18 protein-coding genes are annotated in these 18,801 nt (G+C 52.9%); 12 read left to right on the top strand and 6 right to left on the bottom strand.

The genetic code is table 11. The annotated features are described in order from the left end of the window. The first annotated feature begins 34 nt into the window (after positions 1–34). The 3 genes from cccA to KNP75_RS05055 all read left to right on the top strand — a co-directional run bounded on the left by cccA (position 35) and on the right by KNP75_RS05055 (position 2,299). Positions 35–373: a cytochrome c550 gene (gene cccA / locus KNP75_RS05045; protein WP_021065699.1), complete on the top strand. Its 339-nt coding sequence runs from the start codon at positions 35–37 to the stop codon at positions 371–373. 97 nt (positions 374–470) lie between these two features. Beyond that, positions 471–1,187: a tRNA (adenine(22)-N(1))-methyltransferase gene (locus tag KNP75_RS05050; RefSeq protein WP_215189978.1), complete on the top strand. Its 717-nt coding sequence runs from the start codon at positions 471–473 to the stop codon at positions 1,185–1,187. After that, positions 1,187–2,299 carry a Nif3-like dinuclear metal center hexameric protein gene (locus tag KNP75_RS05055; protein WP_215189979.1) on the top strand — a complete coding sequence of 371 codons (1,113 nt, stop codon included), beginning with the start codon at positions 1,187–1,189 and terminating at the stop codon, positions 2,297–2,299. The genes KNP75_RS05050 and KNP75_RS05055 overlap by 1 nt, the downstream gene beginning before the upstream one ends. Positions 2,300–2,346: 47 nt before the next feature. Here the strand turns inward: KNP75_RS05055 and KNP75_RS05060 are convergent, their stop codons facing one another. Then, positions 2,347–3,300 (bottom strand): 4-hydroxy-3-methylbut-2-enyl diphosphate reductase, encoded by a 954-nt coding sequence (locus tag KNP75_RS05060; protein WP_214753094.1) that lies wholly within the window; start codon positions 3,298–3,300, stop codon positions 2,347–2,349. 120 nt (positions 3,301–3,420) lie between these two features. Here KNP75_RS05060 and KNP75_RS05065 point away from each other — a divergent pair, with 120 nt between their 5' ends. The 5 genes from KNP75_RS05065 (at position 3,421) to KNP75_RS05085 (ending at position 9,073) form a co-directional block, all read left to right on the top strand. Beyond that, the gene (locus KNP75_RS05065; RefSeq protein WP_138859231.1) at positions 3,421–5,184 is read left to right on the top strand and encodes a sensor histidine kinase; all 1,764 of its coding nucleotides are present in this window, start codon (positions 3,421–3,423) and stop codon (positions 5,182–5,184) included. Next, on the top strand, positions 5,181–6,119 hold the full coding sequence (locus KNP75_RS05070; RefSeq protein WP_034778085.1) for a sugar ABC transporter substrate-binding protein: 939 nt from the start codon (positions 5,181–5,183) through the stop codon (positions 6,117–6,119). The genes KNP75_RS05065 and KNP75_RS05070 overlap by 4 nt, the downstream gene beginning before the upstream one ends. Positions 6,120–6,171: 52 nt before the next feature. Further along, positions 6,172–7,524, top strand: coding sequence for a DEAD/DEAH box helicase (locus KNP75_RS05075; protein ID WP_353047329.1), 1,353 nt, complete (start codon positions 6,172–6,174; stop codon positions 7,522–7,524). Positions 7,525–7,605: 81 nt separating this feature from the next. Next, entirely contained in the window at positions 7,606–8,508 is a 903-nt protein-coding gene (locus KNP75_RS05080; RefSeq protein ID WP_034778080.1) for a deoxyribonuclease IV, read from the top strand. Continuing rightward, a complete protein-coding gene (locus tag KNP75_RS05085; protein ID WP_235420206.1) occupies positions 8,468–9,073 on the top strand; it encodes a hypothetical protein in 606 nt (201 codons plus the stop codon). Before KNP75_RS05080 ends, KNP75_RS05085 begins: the two co-directional genes overlap by 41 nt. Positions 9,074–9,106: 33 nt before the next feature. Here the strand turns inward: KNP75_RS05085 and KNP75_RS05090 are convergent, their stop codons facing one another. The 3 genes from KNP75_RS05090 to KNP75_RS05100 form a co-directional block, all read right to left on the bottom strand. Beyond that, positions 9,107–9,277 (bottom strand): DUF1427 family protein, encoded by a 171-nt coding sequence (locus KNP75_RS05090; protein ID WP_021065708.1) that lies wholly within the window; start codon positions 9,275–9,277, stop codon positions 9,107–9,109. Between the two features lie 92 nt (positions 9,278–9,369). Next, positions 9,370–11,535 (bottom strand): RNA degradosome polyphosphate kinase, encoded by a 2,166-nt coding sequence (locus tag KNP75_RS05095; protein WP_034778078.1) that lies wholly within the window; start codon positions 11,533–11,535, stop codon positions 9,370–9,372. Continuing rightward, entirely contained in the window at positions 11,532–13,064 is a 1,533-nt protein-coding gene (locus KNP75_RS05100) for a Ppx/GppA phosphatase family protein (RefSeq protein ID WP_214753098.1), read from the bottom strand. The genes KNP75_RS05095 and KNP75_RS05100 overlap by 4 nt, the downstream gene beginning before the upstream one ends. A gap of 189 nt (positions 13,065–13,253) precedes the next feature. Between KNP75_RS05100 and KNP75_RS05105 the strand changes: the two genes are divergently transcribed. Genes KNP75_RS05105 through KNP75_RS05120 form a run of 4 tightly spaced genes read left to right on the top strand, consistent with a single transcriptional unit; the run spans position 13,254 to position 16,726 of the window. After that, the gene (locus tag KNP75_RS05105) at positions 13,254–14,012 is read left to right on the top strand and encodes a metal ABC transporter ATP-binding protein (protein WP_034778073.1); all 759 of its coding nucleotides are present in this window, start codon (positions 13,254–13,256) and stop codon (positions 14,010–14,012) included. Then, a complete protein-coding gene (locus KNP75_RS05110; RefSeq protein WP_034778071.1) occupies positions 14,009–14,872 on the top strand; it encodes a metal ABC transporter permease in 864 nt (287 codons plus the stop codon). Before KNP75_RS05105 ends, KNP75_RS05110 begins: the two co-directional genes overlap by 4 nt. Beyond that, the gene (locus tag KNP75_RS05115; RefSeq protein WP_034778069.1) at positions 14,859–15,269 is read left to right on the top strand and encodes a Fur family transcriptional regulator; all 411 of its coding nucleotides are present in this window, start codon (positions 14,859–14,861) and stop codon (positions 15,267–15,269) included. Before KNP75_RS05110 ends, KNP75_RS05115 begins: the two co-directional genes overlap by 14 nt. A gap of 59 nt (positions 15,270–15,328) precedes the next feature. Next, positions 15,329–16,726, top strand: a complete 1,398-nt coding sequence (locus tag KNP75_RS05120) for an NAD(P)H-hydrate dehydratase (protein ID WP_215189980.1) — start codon at positions 15,329–15,331, stop codon at positions 16,724–16,726. 31 nt (positions 16,727–16,757) lie between these two features. Here KNP75_RS05120 and KNP75_RS05125 read toward each other — a convergent pair whose 3' ends face one another. Continuing rightward, positions 16,758–17,339: a hypothetical protein gene (locus tag KNP75_RS05125; protein ID WP_233004382.1), complete on the bottom strand. Its 582-nt coding sequence runs from the start codon at positions 17,337–17,339 to the stop codon at positions 16,758–16,760. A 71-nt stretch (positions 17,340–17,410) separates the two neighbouring features. Next, positions 17,411–18,532 (bottom strand): flavodoxin-dependent (E)-4-hydroxy-3-methylbut-2-enyl-diphosphate synthase, encoded by a 1,122-nt coding sequence (gene ispG / locus KNP75_RS05130; RefSeq protein ID WP_021065716.1) that lies wholly within the window; start codon positions 18,530–18,532, stop codon positions 17,411–17,413. Positions 18,533–18,801 lie beyond the last annotated feature (269 nt).

Here is an 18,801-nt window from a genome sequence, read left to right on the forward strand (position 1 = left end):
TAGAAATTTGGAATGAACATGAGGGGGAAATACAATGCGTAATCCATTGTTACCGTTTGCAGCGATCGCAATCGTCGCAATCATTGCCATGGTCTCATTATCGTATTTTGGCGTGAACCAAGCTCAGCAGGCTGCTGAAGGTCCGTCGGTCACTGAGATGAACCCGGAAGACTTGTATGCGGCGAAAGGCTGCACAGGTTGCCACGGTGGAAATCTCGAAGGTGGCGTCGGTCCTGCGTTGACAGGCGTCGGCGAACGTTTATCGGCGGAAGAGATCACAAACATCATCGTCAACGGTAAAGGTGCAATGCCAGCCGGTCTCGCGACTGCCGAAGAAGCAGACGTACTCGCGACTTGGTTGCTCGAACAATAAGGGTGAAACGTACTCCTTCTGGGGTACGTTTTTTATTGTCCTGGATATAAATATTCGTTACCCTAATAGTGAAGAAGTAGAAAAAGGAGTTGTCCCTATGCAAGAACAAGTGACGTTAGACCGCCGACTGAAGCAAGTCGTCGATTTCATTCCGAAAGGCAGTGTAGTGGCGGACATCGGCTCTGACCACGCCTACGTGCCATGCTATCTCGTTCAGCAAGGCATCGTCGACCGCGCCATCGCAGGCGAAGTGAACCGTGGACCGATGGAAGCGGCCAAAGCTCAAGTCGAGCTCATCGGAGCGACCGAAAACATCGACGTCCGTCTCGGTGACGGGCTCGCCGTCCTCGAAGCAGATGAGGCGACATGCATCTCGATTTGCGGGATGGGCGGAAGTTTGATTCGGTCGATTTTAGAGAGCGGCCGTGACAAGTTAGGTGCGGTCGAACGGCTCGTCCTGCAACCGAACGTGGACGGGCAACACGTCCGCGAATGGTTGCTCGACGCAGGATTCGTCCTAGTCGCGGAATCAATCGTTGAAGAGAATGGCAAAGTATACGAGATTCTCGTCGGAGAACGTGGCACGGAGACATGCTATAGCCTAGATGACACAGAACGCGCGTGGCAGCTCATGTTCGGACCGTACTTGCTCACGACACGCCCAGAGGCGTTCAAAATGAAATGGGGCCGCGAGGCGGACAAGCTCGATTACGTGCTCGGTCAGATGGCGGCAGGTGCCCAAACCGAAGCGCTCATCCGCAAACAGGAGGAGTTCAAGACGCTACGTGACAAAATGAGAGAGGTGAGCAACTGATGGCGAACGGAAATCATGTCATTCAATTGTTTGAGGAGTTCGCCCCGAAACATCTCGCGGTCGAGGGCGATAAAATTGGTCTTCAAATCGGTACGTTGAATAAACCGGTACGACGAGTCATGGTGACGCTAGACGTGCTCGAGTCGGTCGTTGATGAAGCGATCGAGCGAGACGTCGATTTGATTATCGCCCACCACCCACCCATTTTCAGCGCGCTTGCGCAAGTGAACGATCGCAGTGCCGCTGGCCGGATCGTCATGAAATGCATTCGGCATGACATTGCCGTCTATGTCGCCCATACGAACTTGGACGTCTGTCAGGGCGGGGTCAACGATTGGATGAGTCAGGCACTTGGACTCGTCGACCCGATGGTACTCATTCCAACGTATGAAGAACCGGTGTATAAGCTGTCCGTCTTCGTTCCGGTGACCCATCGGACCGCCGTCTCGGATGCGCTAGGACGTGCCGGCGCCGGCCGAATTGGGGATTATGGGGACTGCCAGTTCACTGTTTCAGGAGAAGGGCAGTTTACTCCGCTTGCCGGGTCCGACCCGTACATCGGTCAGCATGGCAAGACGGAGCGTGTCGAAGAAGTGAAAATCGAGACGATTGTCACGGAGAGCCAAAAGAAAAGAGTGCTTAAGGCGATGACGGACGCGCATCCATACGAAGAGGTGGCCTACGATTTGATTCGTGACGACATTGACGGGCCCGTGTTCGGCCTCGGTCGTATCGGACGTCTCGAGGTGCCTCTCACACTCGCCGCGTTCGCAGAACACGTCAAGACGAGCTTTGACGTCGAAGCCGTCCGTGTCGTCGGCGATCCGAACCGGATCATCGAGAAAGTGGCGGTGCTCGGCGGGGACGGGAATAAATACGTATCGGCAGCCCATTTCAAAGGTGCGGATGCGTATGTGACGGGCGACCTGTACTTCCATGTGGCCCACGATGCAATGGCGCTCGGACTTTCCGTCGTCGATCCAGGTCATCACGTGGAGAGCGTGATGAAGCAAGGCGTCGTCGACGTGATGCGCGAGAAGTGTGAACGTGCGAAACTCGATGTCGAATTGTTTGTTTCGGAAGCCGATACAAACCCGTTCCGCTTCTACTGATGATTAAACGAAAAACCCCCGTCCTCGGGAGAGGACGGGGGTTCATGTCATTTACGGAGCGCCTTCACTTTCGGAAGAATGCTGCGCAGTTCAAGATATGGCGTCTTATCGTGCGTGCTCAAATCGAGCGGGTCATATTGGGTCAAGAAGTCGATGACTTTTTTTGTGATTGGTGTCGGTGTCGACGCGCCTGACGTGACGGCGACCGTTTCGACACCTTCGAGCCAAGCCAGGTCGAGTTCGCTCAAGTCGCCGATGCGGTAGGCGTTCGTGCCTGCAATCTCTTTCGATACCTGGGCTAAACGGTTCGAGTTGTTCGACTTCGGGTCACCGACGACGATCAATAGTTCACAGTCACCGGCTTGTTCAGCGACAGCTTCTTGCCGGACTTGGGTCGCGTTACAGATCTCGTTGTGGACCTCGACATGAGGATACCGTTCTTGAATCATCTCAATCAAGGCCGAGACGTCCCATTGGCTCATCGTCGTCTGGTTCGTGACGAGAATTTTTGCATCATACAGGTGAGCCGGGAGCGCCTCGAAGTCACTCTCGTATTGGACGAGATGAACTTTTCCTGGAGCGACGCCCATCGCGCCTTCCGGTTCCGGGTGGCCATGCTTGCCGATGTAGATGACTTCATAGCCGACAGCTGTCTTTTCGCGAATCAAATCGTGGGTGACCAGTACATCCGGGCACGAGGCATCGACAATCGTCAAGCCTTTCTCAATGGCACGCTTACGCACGAGCGGCGAGATGCCGTGGGCGGTAAAGACGACCGTTCCACGATCAATTGTCTCGAGCGCTTTCATTCGATCCTCACCATCGACCGTCTTGACGCCGAGTTCCTCGAATGCTTGGGTGACATGACGGTTATGGACAATCATGCCGAGTATATGGATAGGACGCGGTAAATCTGGGTTGGCCACAGCTTCGTTGGCGAGCTTCATGGCATCGACGACGCCGTAGCAATATCCGCGTGGACTAATTTTTTTAACTTTCATTTTGTAAGGAACGCTCCTTTCGCGATGCTTTCATACGTATTAGTCTAACATTGTTTCGAAAATACGAAAAGATTTCCGTGTATTCATGCTATAATCTTAAGGTTAGAAAGGAGGGACACCGTGGAACGCCTAAGAACATTGCTTGAAGTTCGAAAATCGTACTTCTTTCAGATTACATTCATTATCTTCATTATACTAGGACTTGTCATCTCTTCATTAGCCTTCTCTGCCGACCGCGTGACGGTGTCCCGCGCGGAAGAACTGGCGAAAGAACAATTCGACTACGCGATTGACGGGAGTATTGAAAACCTGGAGACGCGGCTCGGTAAACTATACGAAGACTTGGTCTATCTCGGTGCTTACGTCGGGAATGAGACGTATATCGAAGAGCGGATCCGCACCGGTTATTTAAATCAGCGGACGAGCTTCACCTCGATTTTTTATTACGATTTAGAAGGCGATGCGTTCACGTGGTACTCGCAACGCCAAGTACCGGCGCTGACGCTCAAGAGTGATCCGAAATTTAAAGAGGTGCTCACCGGCGGCAGGAACGACTTGTTTATGAGTGACCCGATTTCGATCTCGGGTGACGTCGGGACGTATTTATACGTACCGGTGCTTGAAGACAACCGGATGATCGGGATGTTCGGCGGTAGTATCAGCGTGCTCAATTCAGATTTATATCGTCGGATGCTTGAATCGGCGAATGATGACATGATTCTCTACTTGTTGAATGAACGGGGCGAAGTATTGTCGACCTCGTTCAATCTCGTCACGGACGCAGAACGGCGTTTGTCCCGGTCCATCATCGAAGCGACGGACGCCTACGACGTCCGTTCGGTGTTCAGTACGAAAGACGATGTCCTCATGTTTGAGCCCGATGCGCGTGTCAACGGATGGAGCGTCCTTGCAAAGCATAGTACCGATTCGGTCTACGAAGCGGTGTACGCGACGCGTTGGCAATACTTGATGATTACGCTCGTGACATTCTTCTTGAGTATCATGGTCGGTCTACTGTTGTCGAAGACGTTGACAAGTCCGCTGCTTGAACTTGTGCAAAATATCAAGAAACAACAGTCGCTCGAACCGATCCAACTCGAACGGACCGGCTCCAAAGAAGTCGAGACGCTGCTCGATACGTACAACGATTATTCCCGCCGTATGGAGACGGCCCGACGCGAACAGCTCAGTCAACAGCAACTATTGTTGCAGCAAGAGAAGCTCGCCTCGCTCGGACAGCTCGCGGCAGGGATTGCCCACGAGATTCGCAATCCGCTCACGCCGGTCCAAATCACGTTGCAGATGGTGAAAGAAGGGCACAGTAGCAGCGACATGCTCGATCTCGCGCTTTCAGAACTTGATCGGGCCAACCATTTGATCACGACGATGCTCACGCTCGCGAAGCCCGACCAGGCGAAGCTACAAGAAGAGTGGCTCGACATGACCGAGTTTGCGAAACGTCTCGAATTCTTGCTCGACGCCGAATGCTATAAGCGGGTCACGAACTGGGAGTTGAACGTCCCGAACGACATGCCGCCGTTTTACTGTTCGAACGACATGCTCGTCCAAATCATCTATAACTTGTTCAAAAACGCGGTCGAGGCCGTCGATACGAAAGGTGCCGACGGCGTCGTGACGGTCACGATTCAATTCACGGAACGGGACTACCGCTTCTTGATCGAAGACAATGGGATCGGGATGACCGAATCTCAAGTCAAGTCGGTCGGGTCCGCGTTTTATACAACGAAAGAGAACGGCAACGGCTTAGGGCTCTACATGATTCGGGAATACTTGAAAGCCGTGAACGGTCACATGGAAATTGAAAGTGTTGAAGGAGAAGGTACGGCCATGATGATTAAAATCCCAAGGCGGTCGCACCCATGACGAAAGGGTTCAAACATTACTGGCTTTGGCTGCCGATCGTCTGGGCGCTATCGATTCTATTGATTACGTCAATCCAATTACCGGAACGGGCGAGAGAAAATAATGAAGTCGGTTTCGTATTCGTCAGTGAAAAGCATGAGCATGCCAATAAACTGTTGGCCGCGTTCGTCCGGACGGCGAATCAAAAAGGCTTTATCCCTGTCCCGACGACGAGTGAGGATTCCCGTGTCCTGGAGAAAGAAAAATTGGACGCGCTGATCGACCGCGGGGTCGAAGCGATTTTCGTGACGACGCTCGATGAAGCATTCATCCGCCCATCGCTCGAACGGGCCGAACGGGAGGGTATTCCGATTATCGCCATCGATCGGATGATCGACCATGACAGCGTCTTGACGTCGGTCATGTCCGATAACGTCGAGATCGGCCGGATGGCAGCGAACCATATCGCCGCCCAACACGCCGGGCTCGACCGTCCGATTCGTGTCGTCGAAGTGAGAGGGACCGCCAAAGTTCGTTCGACGATCGACCGGAGCCTCGGGTTGACGGAATATGACAAGGCCAACGACAACCTGCAAGTCGTCGCCTCGATCACGGGTAATTACGACACGTTCCAAGCCGAGATCGAGATGTCTCGGTGGCTCGATGCCGGTATTCCGTTCGATGCCGTCTTTTCTCACAATGATGACAATACGTTCGGTGTCGTCCGGGCCCTCGAAAGCCATGGCCTCAGTGACAAAACGCTCGTATCGGTCGACGGTGTGACCGGCATTTATCCGCTGATTCATAGCGGGAAAGTCGATGCGACCGTCGTCCAATCACCGAACGAAATGATCGAGGTCGGATTCAAGGCGCTCGAACATCATTTGAACGGCAAGAAAATTGCGTCACACTACTATTCGTCGAGCTATTTATACGAAGGGCTCGCAAAAGATTAATTGACAAATGATTAGATTCCGCTATGCTAGGAAAAGTGGAAAGAAACAGGAGGTGTATCGATTGAACAGCTTCCAACAGTTCAAATTGTTACCGTTTATCGTCGATGCCTTGACAGAAAAGCGCATCACAGTACCGACGGACATTCAAGCCCGGATTATTCCGGCTGCGATGAATGGCCGCGATATCATTGGGAAATCACAAACCGGGACGGGGAAGACGCTTGCGTTCCTCTTACCTATTTTAGAAGCAATCGATCCGAAAGAAGAATCGGTCCAAGCCATCGTCGTCGCACCGACGCGCGAACTCGCTTGGCAGATTCACGAAGAGTTGAAAACACTCCTCGTCAAACAGCCGGACTACATTAAAACAAGTCTGATTGTCGGAGGAACTGACCGGGAACGACAAATCGACAAGATGAAAAACCCACCACAACTGATCATCGGGACACCAGGTCGTCTACTCGACTTGATGAAAGTCCAAGCGTTATTCCCGCACAAAGTCACGCATTTCGTCGTCGATGAAGCCGACCAAATGCTCGACATGGGCTTCTTGCCTGAAGTCGACCGCATCGCGCAGTCGTTGCCAGAGAAACTTCAAACGATGGTCTTCTCAGCGACGATTCCTGAGAAGCTACAACCGTTCTTGAAGAAATATTTGCATGACCCGCGTTACGCGGAAGCGAGTGAAGAGCACCGCGTCGTTCCGAAAATCAAGCATCACGTCATCCCGGTCCGTCACCGGGACCGCAAGGCATTGACGGTCGACATCGCAAAAGCAATCAACCCGTTCGTCTGTCTCGTGTTCACGAACACGAAACAAGATGCGGATGAGTTGGAGACGTCGTTCCGCGAGGCGGGACTCAACGTCGGCACGCTTCATGGGGACATGCAAGCCCGTCGCCGGAAGCAAGCGATCAAAGACATCAACGACGCGAAATATCAGTTCGTGATTGCTACCGACTTGGCGGCGCGCGGCATCGATATTAAAGGTGTGTCGCACATCATCAACTTCGGCATTCCGAAAGACCTCGACTTCTATACGCACCGTGTCGGCCGGACGGGCCGCGCTGGTGAGACTGGCGAAGCGTACACGCTGTATGAAGATCACGAGAACGGTCCAATCAATCGACTCGAAGAGCGTGGATTCACGTTCAAGCACGTCGATTTGAAGAACGGATCGCTTCAAGAGATCAAGACACGCAAACGCCGCACGACCGACCGGAAGATGAAAGTCTCGCAAACGGCGCACAGCCGGATGGCGGGCGAAATCAAGAAGGCGAAGAAAAAGGTCAAACCTGGTTACAAGAAGAAGTTCAAGTATAAATTGAAAGAGACGGCCTCACGTGAGCATATGCAGAGCCAACGTAAGGAACGTCGCGAAGTTCGTAAAAAGAACCGACGCTAAGCAAAAGAAGAATCGACTTCGTGGAGTCGATTCTTCTTTTTGTGTACACTAAGGACAGATGAGAATGAAGGAGAAATGACTATGTTAAAAATTGGTTCCCACGTTTCTGTATCCGGTAAGAAAATGTTGCTCGCTGGCAGTGAAGAAGCCGTCTCATACGGCGCTAACACGATGATGGTATATACGGGTGCGCCCCAAAACACACGGCGCAAGCCAATCGAGGATTTGAATATCGAGGCGGCGCTCGCCCATATGGCGGCGCACGACATCGATGAGATCGTCGTCCATGCCCCTTATATCATCAACTTGGGCAACACGACGAAACCGGAGACGTTCGAACTCGCCGTCTCGTTTTTGGCCGCCGAAATCAAACGGGCCGAAGCGCTCCAAGTCGCACGTCACGTCGTCCTTCACCCGGGCGCGCATGTCGGTGCAGGGGAAGACGTCGGCTTGGCCCGCATCATCGAAGGCTTGAACGAGGTGCTCACCGGTGACGAGACCGTGAAAATCGCACTTGAGACGATGGCTGGAAAAGGCAGCGAACTCGGCAAGACGTTCGAAGAACTGGCAACGATCATCGACGGGGTGACACACAACGACCGGCTCTCGGTCTGTTTCGACACATGTCACGTTCATGACGCGGGTTATGACCTCGTCGGCGATTTGGACGGTGTCATTGAACAGTTCGACCAAATCGTCGGACTGGACCGTCTCGGCGTCATCCACGTCAACGATTCGAAGAACGTGCGCGGCGCGAAAAAAGATCGTCACGAGAATATCGGCTATGGCGAAATCGGCTTCGACACGTTGAACCGGATTATCCACCACGAGGCGTTCACCCACTTGCCAAAAATTTTGGAGACGCCGTATATCCCGATCAGTGAGAAGACGAAAGTGGCACCATACAAACAAGAGATCGAGATGTTCCGGGCGAACCGATTCGATGCCGAATGGCGCGAACAGTTCACGCTCGCGCACCAGTAAGATGAACATCATCCGAATCGATCCGAACGAGTATGATGTCTGGTCCGCGCTCCCGATCTACTTTCAGGAAGCGAGCCCGTTCTATGTGGAAGGCCGGCTCGAAGAGGGGACAGCTTGGATTGAGATTCTCGGATACGGTATCGTGGCTGAAGTCGAAGTCATGCTCGTCGAGATGACCAAGCGCCCGGCCGACCGCTATTGGCGGACGGAGGCGGTACCAGAGGCGAAGGCGTATAGCCTCGTCGACGTGGTCGGTCTTGATTTCCATCATCCGTTGCTTCAATCAGGTATGTACGAGGAAGACACGGACGCCGTCATCCGTACCAAATGGGAGCAAGGGTACCGCGTCCCGTCTGCCAAGTGGACCCGGGAGACGTTCACTGCTCACTTGACCGAAGAGCAGGCAGTGTCACAGCTCGCCCCGACGGCCATCTGTGAAGCGTGCGGGGATGACATGAACCGTTTCGGGCCGACCGGCATTCGTTTGATGGAGTATCATCTCGAAGCAGGGAGCGGCACGTGGCTCTGCCCGACGTGTCACAAAGCGAGACATTATAATCTATAAAAAAAACGAAGCCCGCGGGCTTCGTTTTTTGAATTAAAAGGGCCAGTTCGCGAGTGCGAATTGATATACTTTCATCCCAAGAAACACACCGAAGATGCCGATGACGCCCGGTAAGACCGGCGGGGCAGGGAGCGGCAACTTCAAGGCCGTGAAAATCATGCCACAAATGAGACCAGCGAGCAATGACAATAAGATTTCTTGCATGAATGATTCCTCCATAATCGAAATGAAAACGCTTAACTAACAGGTAACCGAGTTCATTATACAATGTTCATTCTCGTTTGAGAAGTCTAACATCAGTCATCTGTCATTTTCTCGTTTTCGGCTCGCAAGCGGAGGACTTCCCGTTCGGCCCAGTTCGACGGTTCGCGCTCAAACACGCTCGGAATGTTGTTCCAACGTCCGCCCGTGTATTGATGGATGATGATTTGTGATTGGATGCGCTCTTGTCCGGCCTCTTGTTTCAAATAGACGTAACTGCCGTCAGCACGCTGGATTCTCGCTTTCACGTTATCGACGAGTTGCAGCGCGAGCATATCTTTGATGTATGACTTGTGTCCCGCGTCAAGAATCGGGAAGAGGATCTCGATCCGTTTGCGCATGTTGCGCGTCATCCAGTCGGCTGATGAGCAATACAAGTCTTCTTTCCCGTTTTGATAGAAGTAGAAGATGCGCGAGTGCTCCAAATACCGGTCGATGATGGACACGACGCGGATATTATCCGAGATGCCTTTAATCCCGGGACGTAAACAACAGATGCCACGGATGATCAAATCGATTTTGACCCCGGCCTGTGAGGCGTCATACAGTTTTGTGATGATTGGTTTGTCGGTGATCGAGTTCATCTTGGCGACGATGCGACCGTTCCCGTATTTCTCATGCAGTTTAATCTCTTCGTCAATCTTTTGAAGGAAGAAGTCGTGCATGTCGTCCGGTGACGTCTCGAACTTGTGCCATGACGGGCGTTCGCCGTAACCGGAGAGCCAGTTGAAGAAGTTGGTCGCATCTTCGGCGAGTTCTTCATTTGTCGTCAACAAACCGATGTCTGTGTACAGTTTGGCGGTCGAGTCGTTATAGTTGCCGGTACCGAGATGAACGAACCGCTGCAGCACCCCGCCTTCTAAGATGCGGACGACGAGCGTGATCTTCGAGTGGGTCTTCAACTCCTTATAGCCATAAATGACGTGGGCGCCGGCCTTCTCAAGCTGTTTCGCCCATTGGATGTTCTTCTCCTCGTCGAACCGGGCCTTCAATTCGACAAGAACGGTCACTTGTTTCCCGCTCTCGGCGGCGTCGGTCAACGCCTTGATAATCGGTGAGTCACCAGAGACACGATAGAGCGTCTGCTTGATGGCGAGCACGTTCGGGTCTTTGGCGGCTTGGGCGATGAAGCGGACGATCGGGTCGAACGAATGGTACGGGTGGTGGAGCAAATAGTCGCGTTTGAGTAACGCTTGGAACAAGTCTTTCCCCGGCTCGAGTCCTTCTGGGACGAACGGGATGAGCGTCTCATTGATCATGTCATCGTATTCGATACCAATCTTGTTATACACCCCAAACAGGAACGTCAAATCGATCGGGCCGTCGACGAGGAAGATGTCGCGGTCATGCAAGTCGAGCACGTCCTGAAGCATGAACAATAGCTCTTTACTGAGCGACCGTTGCTGAACCTCAAGGCGTATCGCGACACCATAACGCCGTTTCTTCAACTCTTTTTCAATCTGTTTAAGGACGTCGCGGCTTCCTTCCTCATGGAACGGCATATCCGCGTTCCGTGTGATCCGGAACGGCATCGTCGACTCGACTTCAAAACCTTTGAACAGCGAGTCGATGAACTGGATGATGACGTCCTCGAGCAACATCAAATCGGTATGGTCCTCGTCCTCTGTCGGCAATTCGAGATAACGCGGCAACACGGCAGGTACTTGGACGAGGGCGAGCCGTTTTTTGCCTTCATCGGTCGAGGCGATCTCGACGGCGATATTGAGTGATTTGGACAACAGCATCGGGAACGGTCGATAAGCGTCGACGGCAATCGGCGTCAACACCGGGAAGACGTGGGTCCGGAAGTATAACTTGACGAAGTCGAGCTGTTCTTTGTTCAAATGTTTCGGCCGTAGGAAGCGGACGTTCTCCGAGGCGAGCTGTTTGACGATTTTCTTATATGTCGCGTACTGGACCTCCACTAGTTCCTGAGCTTTGATAGAGATGGCTTTGATTTGCTGTTTCGGTGTCAATCCGGCCTTGTCTTCCGGACGGTTGAAGCCGGCGAGCACTTCATCTTTCAATCCGCCGAAACGGACCATGTAAAACTCGTCGAGGTTCGAGCTGAAGATGCCGAGAAACTTCAACCGTTCCATGAGCGGGTTGCGTTCGTCCATCGCTTCTTGGAGGACGCGTTCGTTGAAGCTCAGCCAACTGAGCTCGCGGTTATTGAAATGTTCGGGTAAGTAGATGGTCATGAATCTCTCTCCTCTACACGTAACTCGATCGTTTGGTCGATGGCACGTTCCAAATGTTTTTTATGACGGATGCCGCGCTGGACTTCAAAACGCGGCGAGCTGTGCGTATGAAGCGTGAAAACGAGTCCCTCGTCCGTCGAAGAGACGTCGATGTCCTCGACGACTTGACGTTCGGTCAAGTCGAGTGCATCGACGAGTTTGACGATCGAGCCGAGCAGCTCTAAGCTCTTCAACATCTTCGAGTCGAACCATTCCGGGAAGCCCTCGATGTGTTGTTCGAGCAGGCGGCGCGATTTATATGACGTCACCAAGGCGAGTGCGAGCCGGTCCTCATTGTTCATCCCTTTAAAGTCGTTCGTCGTGATCAAGTGGAACGTGTGGTCACTCTTGTTGTTATGGTCGATATATTCCCCGACGTAGGCGAGGCGACAGGCCCCTTCTAACAGGCCGGGTTCGAACGGTTTCGGTTTGATCGTCTTTGTTTCAATCAGGCCGGTATAAATTTGACGGGCCAAGTGAATCAAATGTTTGTGCCGGATTGGGTCGACGTCATACTGTTTCTCGAAGTGACGGAAACTTTCCTCTTTGACGTCGCCGAAGCGGACACGGTTGTTTTCTTTTAAGTAATATTCGTAGAATAATCCCTCGCGCAACCCGTTGTTGCTCATCATGAACTCGGGCACTTTCAAATATTTCGCCAGTTCATCGATGGCGGTCACAGCCGGGGCGATGATATCGATTCGGTCTTTCGACAACCCGTCAAGCCGGCCCAACTGTTTACTCGACATATCGATGAGCTCATCGACGACTTCATGCAAGCGGTCAGCTCCGATCGTGTATTGATGGATGCCTTCGAGCGGGAACAACGACAGCGACTGTTCGACCCGGACGAGGTTTCGAGCGGTCCCTCCGACTCCGACGAGCGGAATGCCATGCGGCACGAGCCAGTCGATGTCTTTGAACGACTTCTTCAAAAACGACGTCAGTTGCTTGCGCTCGTCTTTTGAGAGCGTGTCACCTTTCATGAAGTCTTCGGTCAACGTGACGGCGCCGAATGGAAAACTGTGATAGAAGACGAGTTCACGGTCTTTGAAGTACGTCACTTCCATCGAACCGCCGCCGATGTCGACCGAATAGCCATCCTCGATATACGTCGAATTGACGATGGCTGAATAGCCGTAAAAGGCTTCTTCATAATCGCTCAACAGTCGAATCTCCATCCCTGTCGCCTGTCGCACTTCCTCTAAGATGGCTTCAGAATTGCTGGCGTTACGGATGGCGGCTGTCGCGACCGGCAGTACTTCTTTCACTCCATGATGATCGTTCAACCAGCGGAAATGGTTGAGCGTCTCGATGAGCGCCTCGATGCCGGAATCGGACAGTTCATTGTCGTCGGTAATATGACTCGATAACCGGGCCACTTCTTTTACGTTCAGCCGTTCGAAATATTGGCCGTGCCCGTTCACTTCAAAGATGACGTTTCGAATCGAGTTCGATCCGATATCGATGACTGCTAGCTTTTTCTCCACGGAAAAACCCCCTCTGCGTTATCTCTAGTGTACAACGAAGATCCTGAAAAGACATATGCATTTCATACGGACGGACCGACCATCCTCTCTCATCGCCTCATACTTGAAGCCTCGCCTGATATTCTGTATAATACAGACGCCAAGCAAGTAGAAACGATTACGATTTATAACACGAGAGAAGGGTAGCTTATGACGACATCCGTCGTAAAATTAAATCATGTTTCCTATCACTACGATGGGACCGCCGCGCTACAGGACGTGTCCATCGATATCAAACAAGGCGACTTCGTTGCTGTCGTCGGGGAGAACGGATCCGGGAAATCGACATTGATTCGAACGATTCTCGGACTGTTATCCCCACAAACCGGGACAGTGGAACTGTTTGGACGCCCTCAAGGCCAGTTCAAAGACAAGTCCCGTATCAGTTACGTTTCCCAAAAAGCGGCATCGTTTAACTCGGGTTTTCCGGTGACGGTCGAGGAAGTCGTTGCCATGGGCCGCTATGGACGGCTCGGTTTGTTCAAGCGTTTGAACATCGAGGATAAGGCGGCCATTCAAAACGCCCTTGAGACAGTCAACATGTGGCAGTTCCGGCATCGGAAGATCGGTAGCTTGTCTGGTGGGCAACAACAGCGCGTCTTTATCGCCCGGGCCATCGTCAATCAGCCGGACCTGCTGATCTTGGATGAGCCGACGGTCGGCGTCGACCAGAAGCATTTGCGCGACTTCTACGAAGTGCTTCATCTGTTGCGTGAACATACGACATGTACGTTCATTCTGGTCACCCATGACTTGAACGTCGTCACCGACCTCGTCACGAAAGTCGTCCATCTCGACCACGGACGGATGGCGTGCAACTGTGGATTGAAAGAATATAGTGAACTCGGCGAATTGACCGCGATCAAGCCATATCCGGTCAAAGTGCTCGTCCATGAAGGTACGTCATGATTGCGGATCTGTTTACGTACAGCTTTTTACGTTATGCGTTCATCGCAGCCGTCGTCATCGGGTTCACCGCACCGCTCATCGGCTCATTTGTCGTCGTCAGACGGATGAGCCTGATTGCCGACGCGCTATCCCACATGACGCTTGCCGGAATATCGTTCAGTCTATTTCTCGGACAGTACGTTTTACTGTTCAACGAGTTGAACCCGCTTTACCTCGGGACGCTCGTATCCGTCCTCGCAGCACTCGGGCTGAACTGGCTTCGCGGGAAATATGTGCACTTCCAAGAGTTGTCGATTCCCATCATGATGTCGGCAGGGATGGGGCTTAGTGCCATCTTCATCTCGCTATCGCGTGGATTTTCAATTGATTTATCGACGCTGTTGTTCGGATCGATTTCTGCGGTCAGCCTGTCGGATATTTGGTTGATTTTGGCGGTGGCCGGTATCACCTTGCTCGTCATCGTCATGTTTTATAAACAGCTGTTGTTCTTGTCGTTCGATGAGGAACAAGCCAAAGTGTCCGGCTTGCCGAGCACGATGTTGCATGTGTTGTTCATGTTCGTCGTCGCACTCGTCATCGCCGTCAGCATGCGCATCGTCGGTACGCTTCTCGTATCGAGTCTCATTACGTTACCGGTCGCGGCTGCACTCCGGTTCACAAACAGCTTTAAACAGACGATTCTTTGGTCGATCGTCTTCGGTGAGGTCGCGACAATCGGTGGGCTCGTGCTCGCCTATGAACTTGATGTCGCCCCAGGCGGTGTCATCGTTTTGCTCGCCGTCTTGATTTTGGCCGTCGTCATGTTGGCCGAGCGATTCGGGATCGCCCGGAAAAAGGAGGTTCGCTATGAAGGAAACTGAACAGTTGGCCCGCTTGCAGTCCTCGTCGCTCAAAGTGACGCCGAAACGGATCGAGATGTTTGCCTTTCTCGCAGCGGAAGAACGCTATGTCAGTGCGAAAGACGTCCTCGATTATATGCGTTCAAAGCATCCGACGATGAGTTTTGACACGGTGTACCGCAACTTGAAATCGTTCGCCGAAGAAGGTCTGCTCGAGGCGACCGAGTTGAACGGGGAAAAAGCGTTCCGTGTCACCTGCGGATCGAATCATCACCATCACCATCTCATTTGTCGAGGTTGTGGTAAGACGAAGTTGCTCGAACTCTGTCCGATGCGCTACGTCGAGACGCTCGACCCTGATTTTGAAGTCGTCGATCATAAATTTGAGATTTATGGGTATTGTAAACAATGTAAGTGACCAAAAAGGGATTGTTCATGCAATCCCTTTTTTGTCGAATCACGAAAGGGGGAGTCGGAATGATTTACACGGCAGCTGAAATCAAGCAGGCCGATGAGACAGCGCTCCGACATGGCATGCCGGCTGACGTCTTGATGGAGCGGGCGGCCTCGGCCTTGGCGGCACGTCTTACCTTCAAGTCGAGAACGTCCGTCCTCGTCGTCTGTGGAGCGGGCAACAATGGGGGAGACGGTTGGGTCGTGGCGCGCGAATTGGCGCAACGAGGTCATGCCGTCACTGTCTATGCCCCGTTCGGTGAACCGAAATCGACAGAAGGCAGCAGGCATGCACAGTACGCGCGACAGTTTGTCACGGTCAGCGATGAGCCGCAAGACGCCGATCACGTCATCGATGCATTGTTCGGAGTCGGTTTCCATGGTCCGGTCACGGGTAAGGCTCGTGACGTGATCACATGGATACGCGAGCAACAAGCACCCGTTGTGGCAATCGATGTCCCGTCCGGAGTCCCGAGTGACGACGCAATCAACTTTGACGGGCACGCGGTCGAGGCAGAAGTCACTTTCTCGCTCCACGGCTATAAGCGAAGCGCGTTTTTAAAACGGACTGCGCCGTATTACGGCAAGGTCGAGGTCGTTGAGATCGGACTGCCGCATACGTCAAGATGGCGCGTGCTGACGGAATCAGACTTTGACCGTAACCTACTCGAACGGGATTCCTATAGTCATAAAAATACGTATGGGCACGGTCGCTTGATTGGCGGAAGTCGTCATTTGATCGGCGCCCCGTTCTTGGCGGCGCGGTCGGCGCTCCGGACGGGAGTCGGTCTGCTCGATCTGGCCATCCCGCATGAGGCGCTCGCGCTCGCCTCGAGTTTGCCGGAGGCAATGTATTACGACATCGACGAGTTACCGGACAAGGACTACGCTGCCACGGCGATCGGTCCTGGCCTCATCGATGACGAGCGTCTCAAGCGAGTGTGGGCACTCATCAGCAACGTGAGCGCGCCGCTCATCGTCGATGCCGGAGCGCTGACGAAAGAGCGCCTCGAGGCATCTGGCCCGCTCACGCTGACACCGCATCCGGGTGAACTGGCGCGCTTGATCGATAAATCAGTCGACGAGATCGAAGCGAATCGATTTCAGGTTGCCTCAGAATTTGCGAGGACGCACGGGGTCCATCTCATCTTGAAAGGGACGTTTACCCTCATCGTCAATCCGGATGGTACCGGGGCGGTCAATACGGTCGAGGCTTCAGCGCTCGCGAAAGGTGGTAGTGGGGACGTGTTGACGGGGATGTTGCTCGCGTTATGGGCGAGAACGGACCGAATCCATGCCGACAAGTCCCCGAATGAGCAAGCGGTTCTCTGGCATGCGCTCGCGGCGAGAAAGGCGAGCGAACAGGTTCATCCGGCGAGCGTGCTCGCGACCGATGTCATCGAAGCGATTGGACGCATCTAAAAAAGAGGAATCCCGAGTGGATTCCTCTTTTTTAGATGGTGATTGAATTTGTCGTCTCGATGTGACGCACGATGTGCTGGGCCTCGCTCCACGTGGAGATGCGTTTCACGCCGGTCGGCAACGGCTTACGATTATACGGGGCGTCGAACAACAGCACCGGAATCGACGTCTGTTCATGGATGGAGATCGCGTTCTCATAGCGGTCTTCCATAAACAAGTCGAGGTCGAGCTGTTTGACGACACCGACCTTGTCATGACTCCCCGTCATGATGAGGGAGTCGAGTGGGAGTTCATGCTGTCGAATCCACTCCTCGGTAACGGCGCGCACGGCCTCGCTCCGGGCCGTGACGTAATGGAGGCGGTGCGACTTGCGCATATTCCATAAGACGGCGTTCACTTCGGAATGCGGAAGTGAGCGACGATAAATCGCTTCCTCATGACCTTGTTCAATCATGAAGCGCCAAAACGCCTCTTGTGTCATATCTGTATAAGTGTGCAGCTCGTATTCGGTCGCCTGATGATAATCGATGGCGTATCCGAGCGCATCGTTCATATAATGAAAACAACTTTGCGGATCCGTGACGGTTCCGTCGAGGTCAATTCCAATGTGCATATTCGTCCCTCCTTGCTCATAACCCTTATTGTACCAAAAGCCCGCTCGGTTGCAACCGAGCGGGCAAAGGATTAGTTAGATTGGTTGGCGAGCTCTTGCTCTTCGAGTTCACGTGCGGCCAATTTTTCGGCGACGATGGCGTCGATTTCTTTTTTCAATTCTTCGACCATCGTGGCTTCCGGTACTTTCCGGATGATTTTCCCGTGACGGAAGAGAAGGCCTTCGTTGCGGGCGCCGGCGATCCCGATATCGGCTTCACGGGCTTCCCCTGGTCCGTTTACTGCACAGCCGAGAACGGCAACTTTAATGTTGACGTTGATGTTTTGGATATACTCCTCGACTTCTTTGGCGATCGAAATCAAGTCGATTTCAATGCGACCACATGTTGGGCATGAGATGAGTGTCGCTGCGTTAGCCGCGAGACCAAACGATTTGAGCACTTCTTTGGCAACTTTGATTTCTTCGACCGGATCGTCCGATAACGAGACGCGGACCGTCGAACCGATACCGAGCGAGAGAATCGCACCGAGGCCAGCTGCTGACTTGAGTGAGCCTGAGAAGAGAGGACCCGACTCGGTGATCCCGACGTGGAGCGGGTAGTCAAACGTCTTGGCCGCGAGCGTGTATGCTTCGAGGGCGAGGTTTACGTCAGACGCCTTGAGCGAGATGATCGTGTTATAGAAGCCGAGATCTTCCAAAATCTTGACGTGGTGCATGGCACTCTCGACCATCCCTTGGGCCGTCGGGTAACCATATTTCTCGAGAAACTGCTTTTCGAGCGAGCCGGCGTTGACACCGATTCGAATCGGGATACCTTTTGCTTTAGCAGCGTTGACGACCGCTTCAACTTTCTCGCGGCGACCGATGTTACCCGGGTTGATGCGGATCTTATCGACACCGCTCTCGATGGCTTTGAGCGCCAGTTTATAGTCAAAGTGAATATCGACGACGAGCGGGATATTGATGCGGCTCTTGATTTCAGCGAGGGCGTCAGCCGCACGCTCGTCAGGACAAGCGACGCGGACGACTTGGCAGCCCGCTTCTTCGAGACGTAAAATCTCAGCGACGGTTGCTTCGACGTCATGAGTTTTTGTTGTCGTCATCGACTGGATGACGACTTCATTGGATCCACCGATGATGAGGTTACCGACACGGATCGGACGGGTTAATGAACGATGCAAAATTTCTGACATATACGTAATCTCCTTCTTTTGGAAAGGTTCCAATCGATTTAAGATGAGTGGTTTCCTTATTATCATAACGAAATGTTTGTGAAAAAGCACCCGGCAAGCGCTTGATCGGTGTGCTCTTACGAAACGCTAACGTTATCTTAACAGATGCTTCATAATTTTCCACCGTCTCAGGACCGATATATTCAAAGAAATGACGTCTGAAAAGGTGGAATGTATGATGTTGGAACGAATGAAACGAATATGGAGTAGGAATCATCAGCCGGAGAGAA

Source organism: Exiguobacterium sp. s6 (assembly GCF_018618155.1).
GTDB classification, from domain to species: Bacteria; Bacillota; Bacilli; order Exiguobacteriales; family Exiguobacteriaceae; genus Exiguobacterium; species Exiguobacterium mexicanum_A.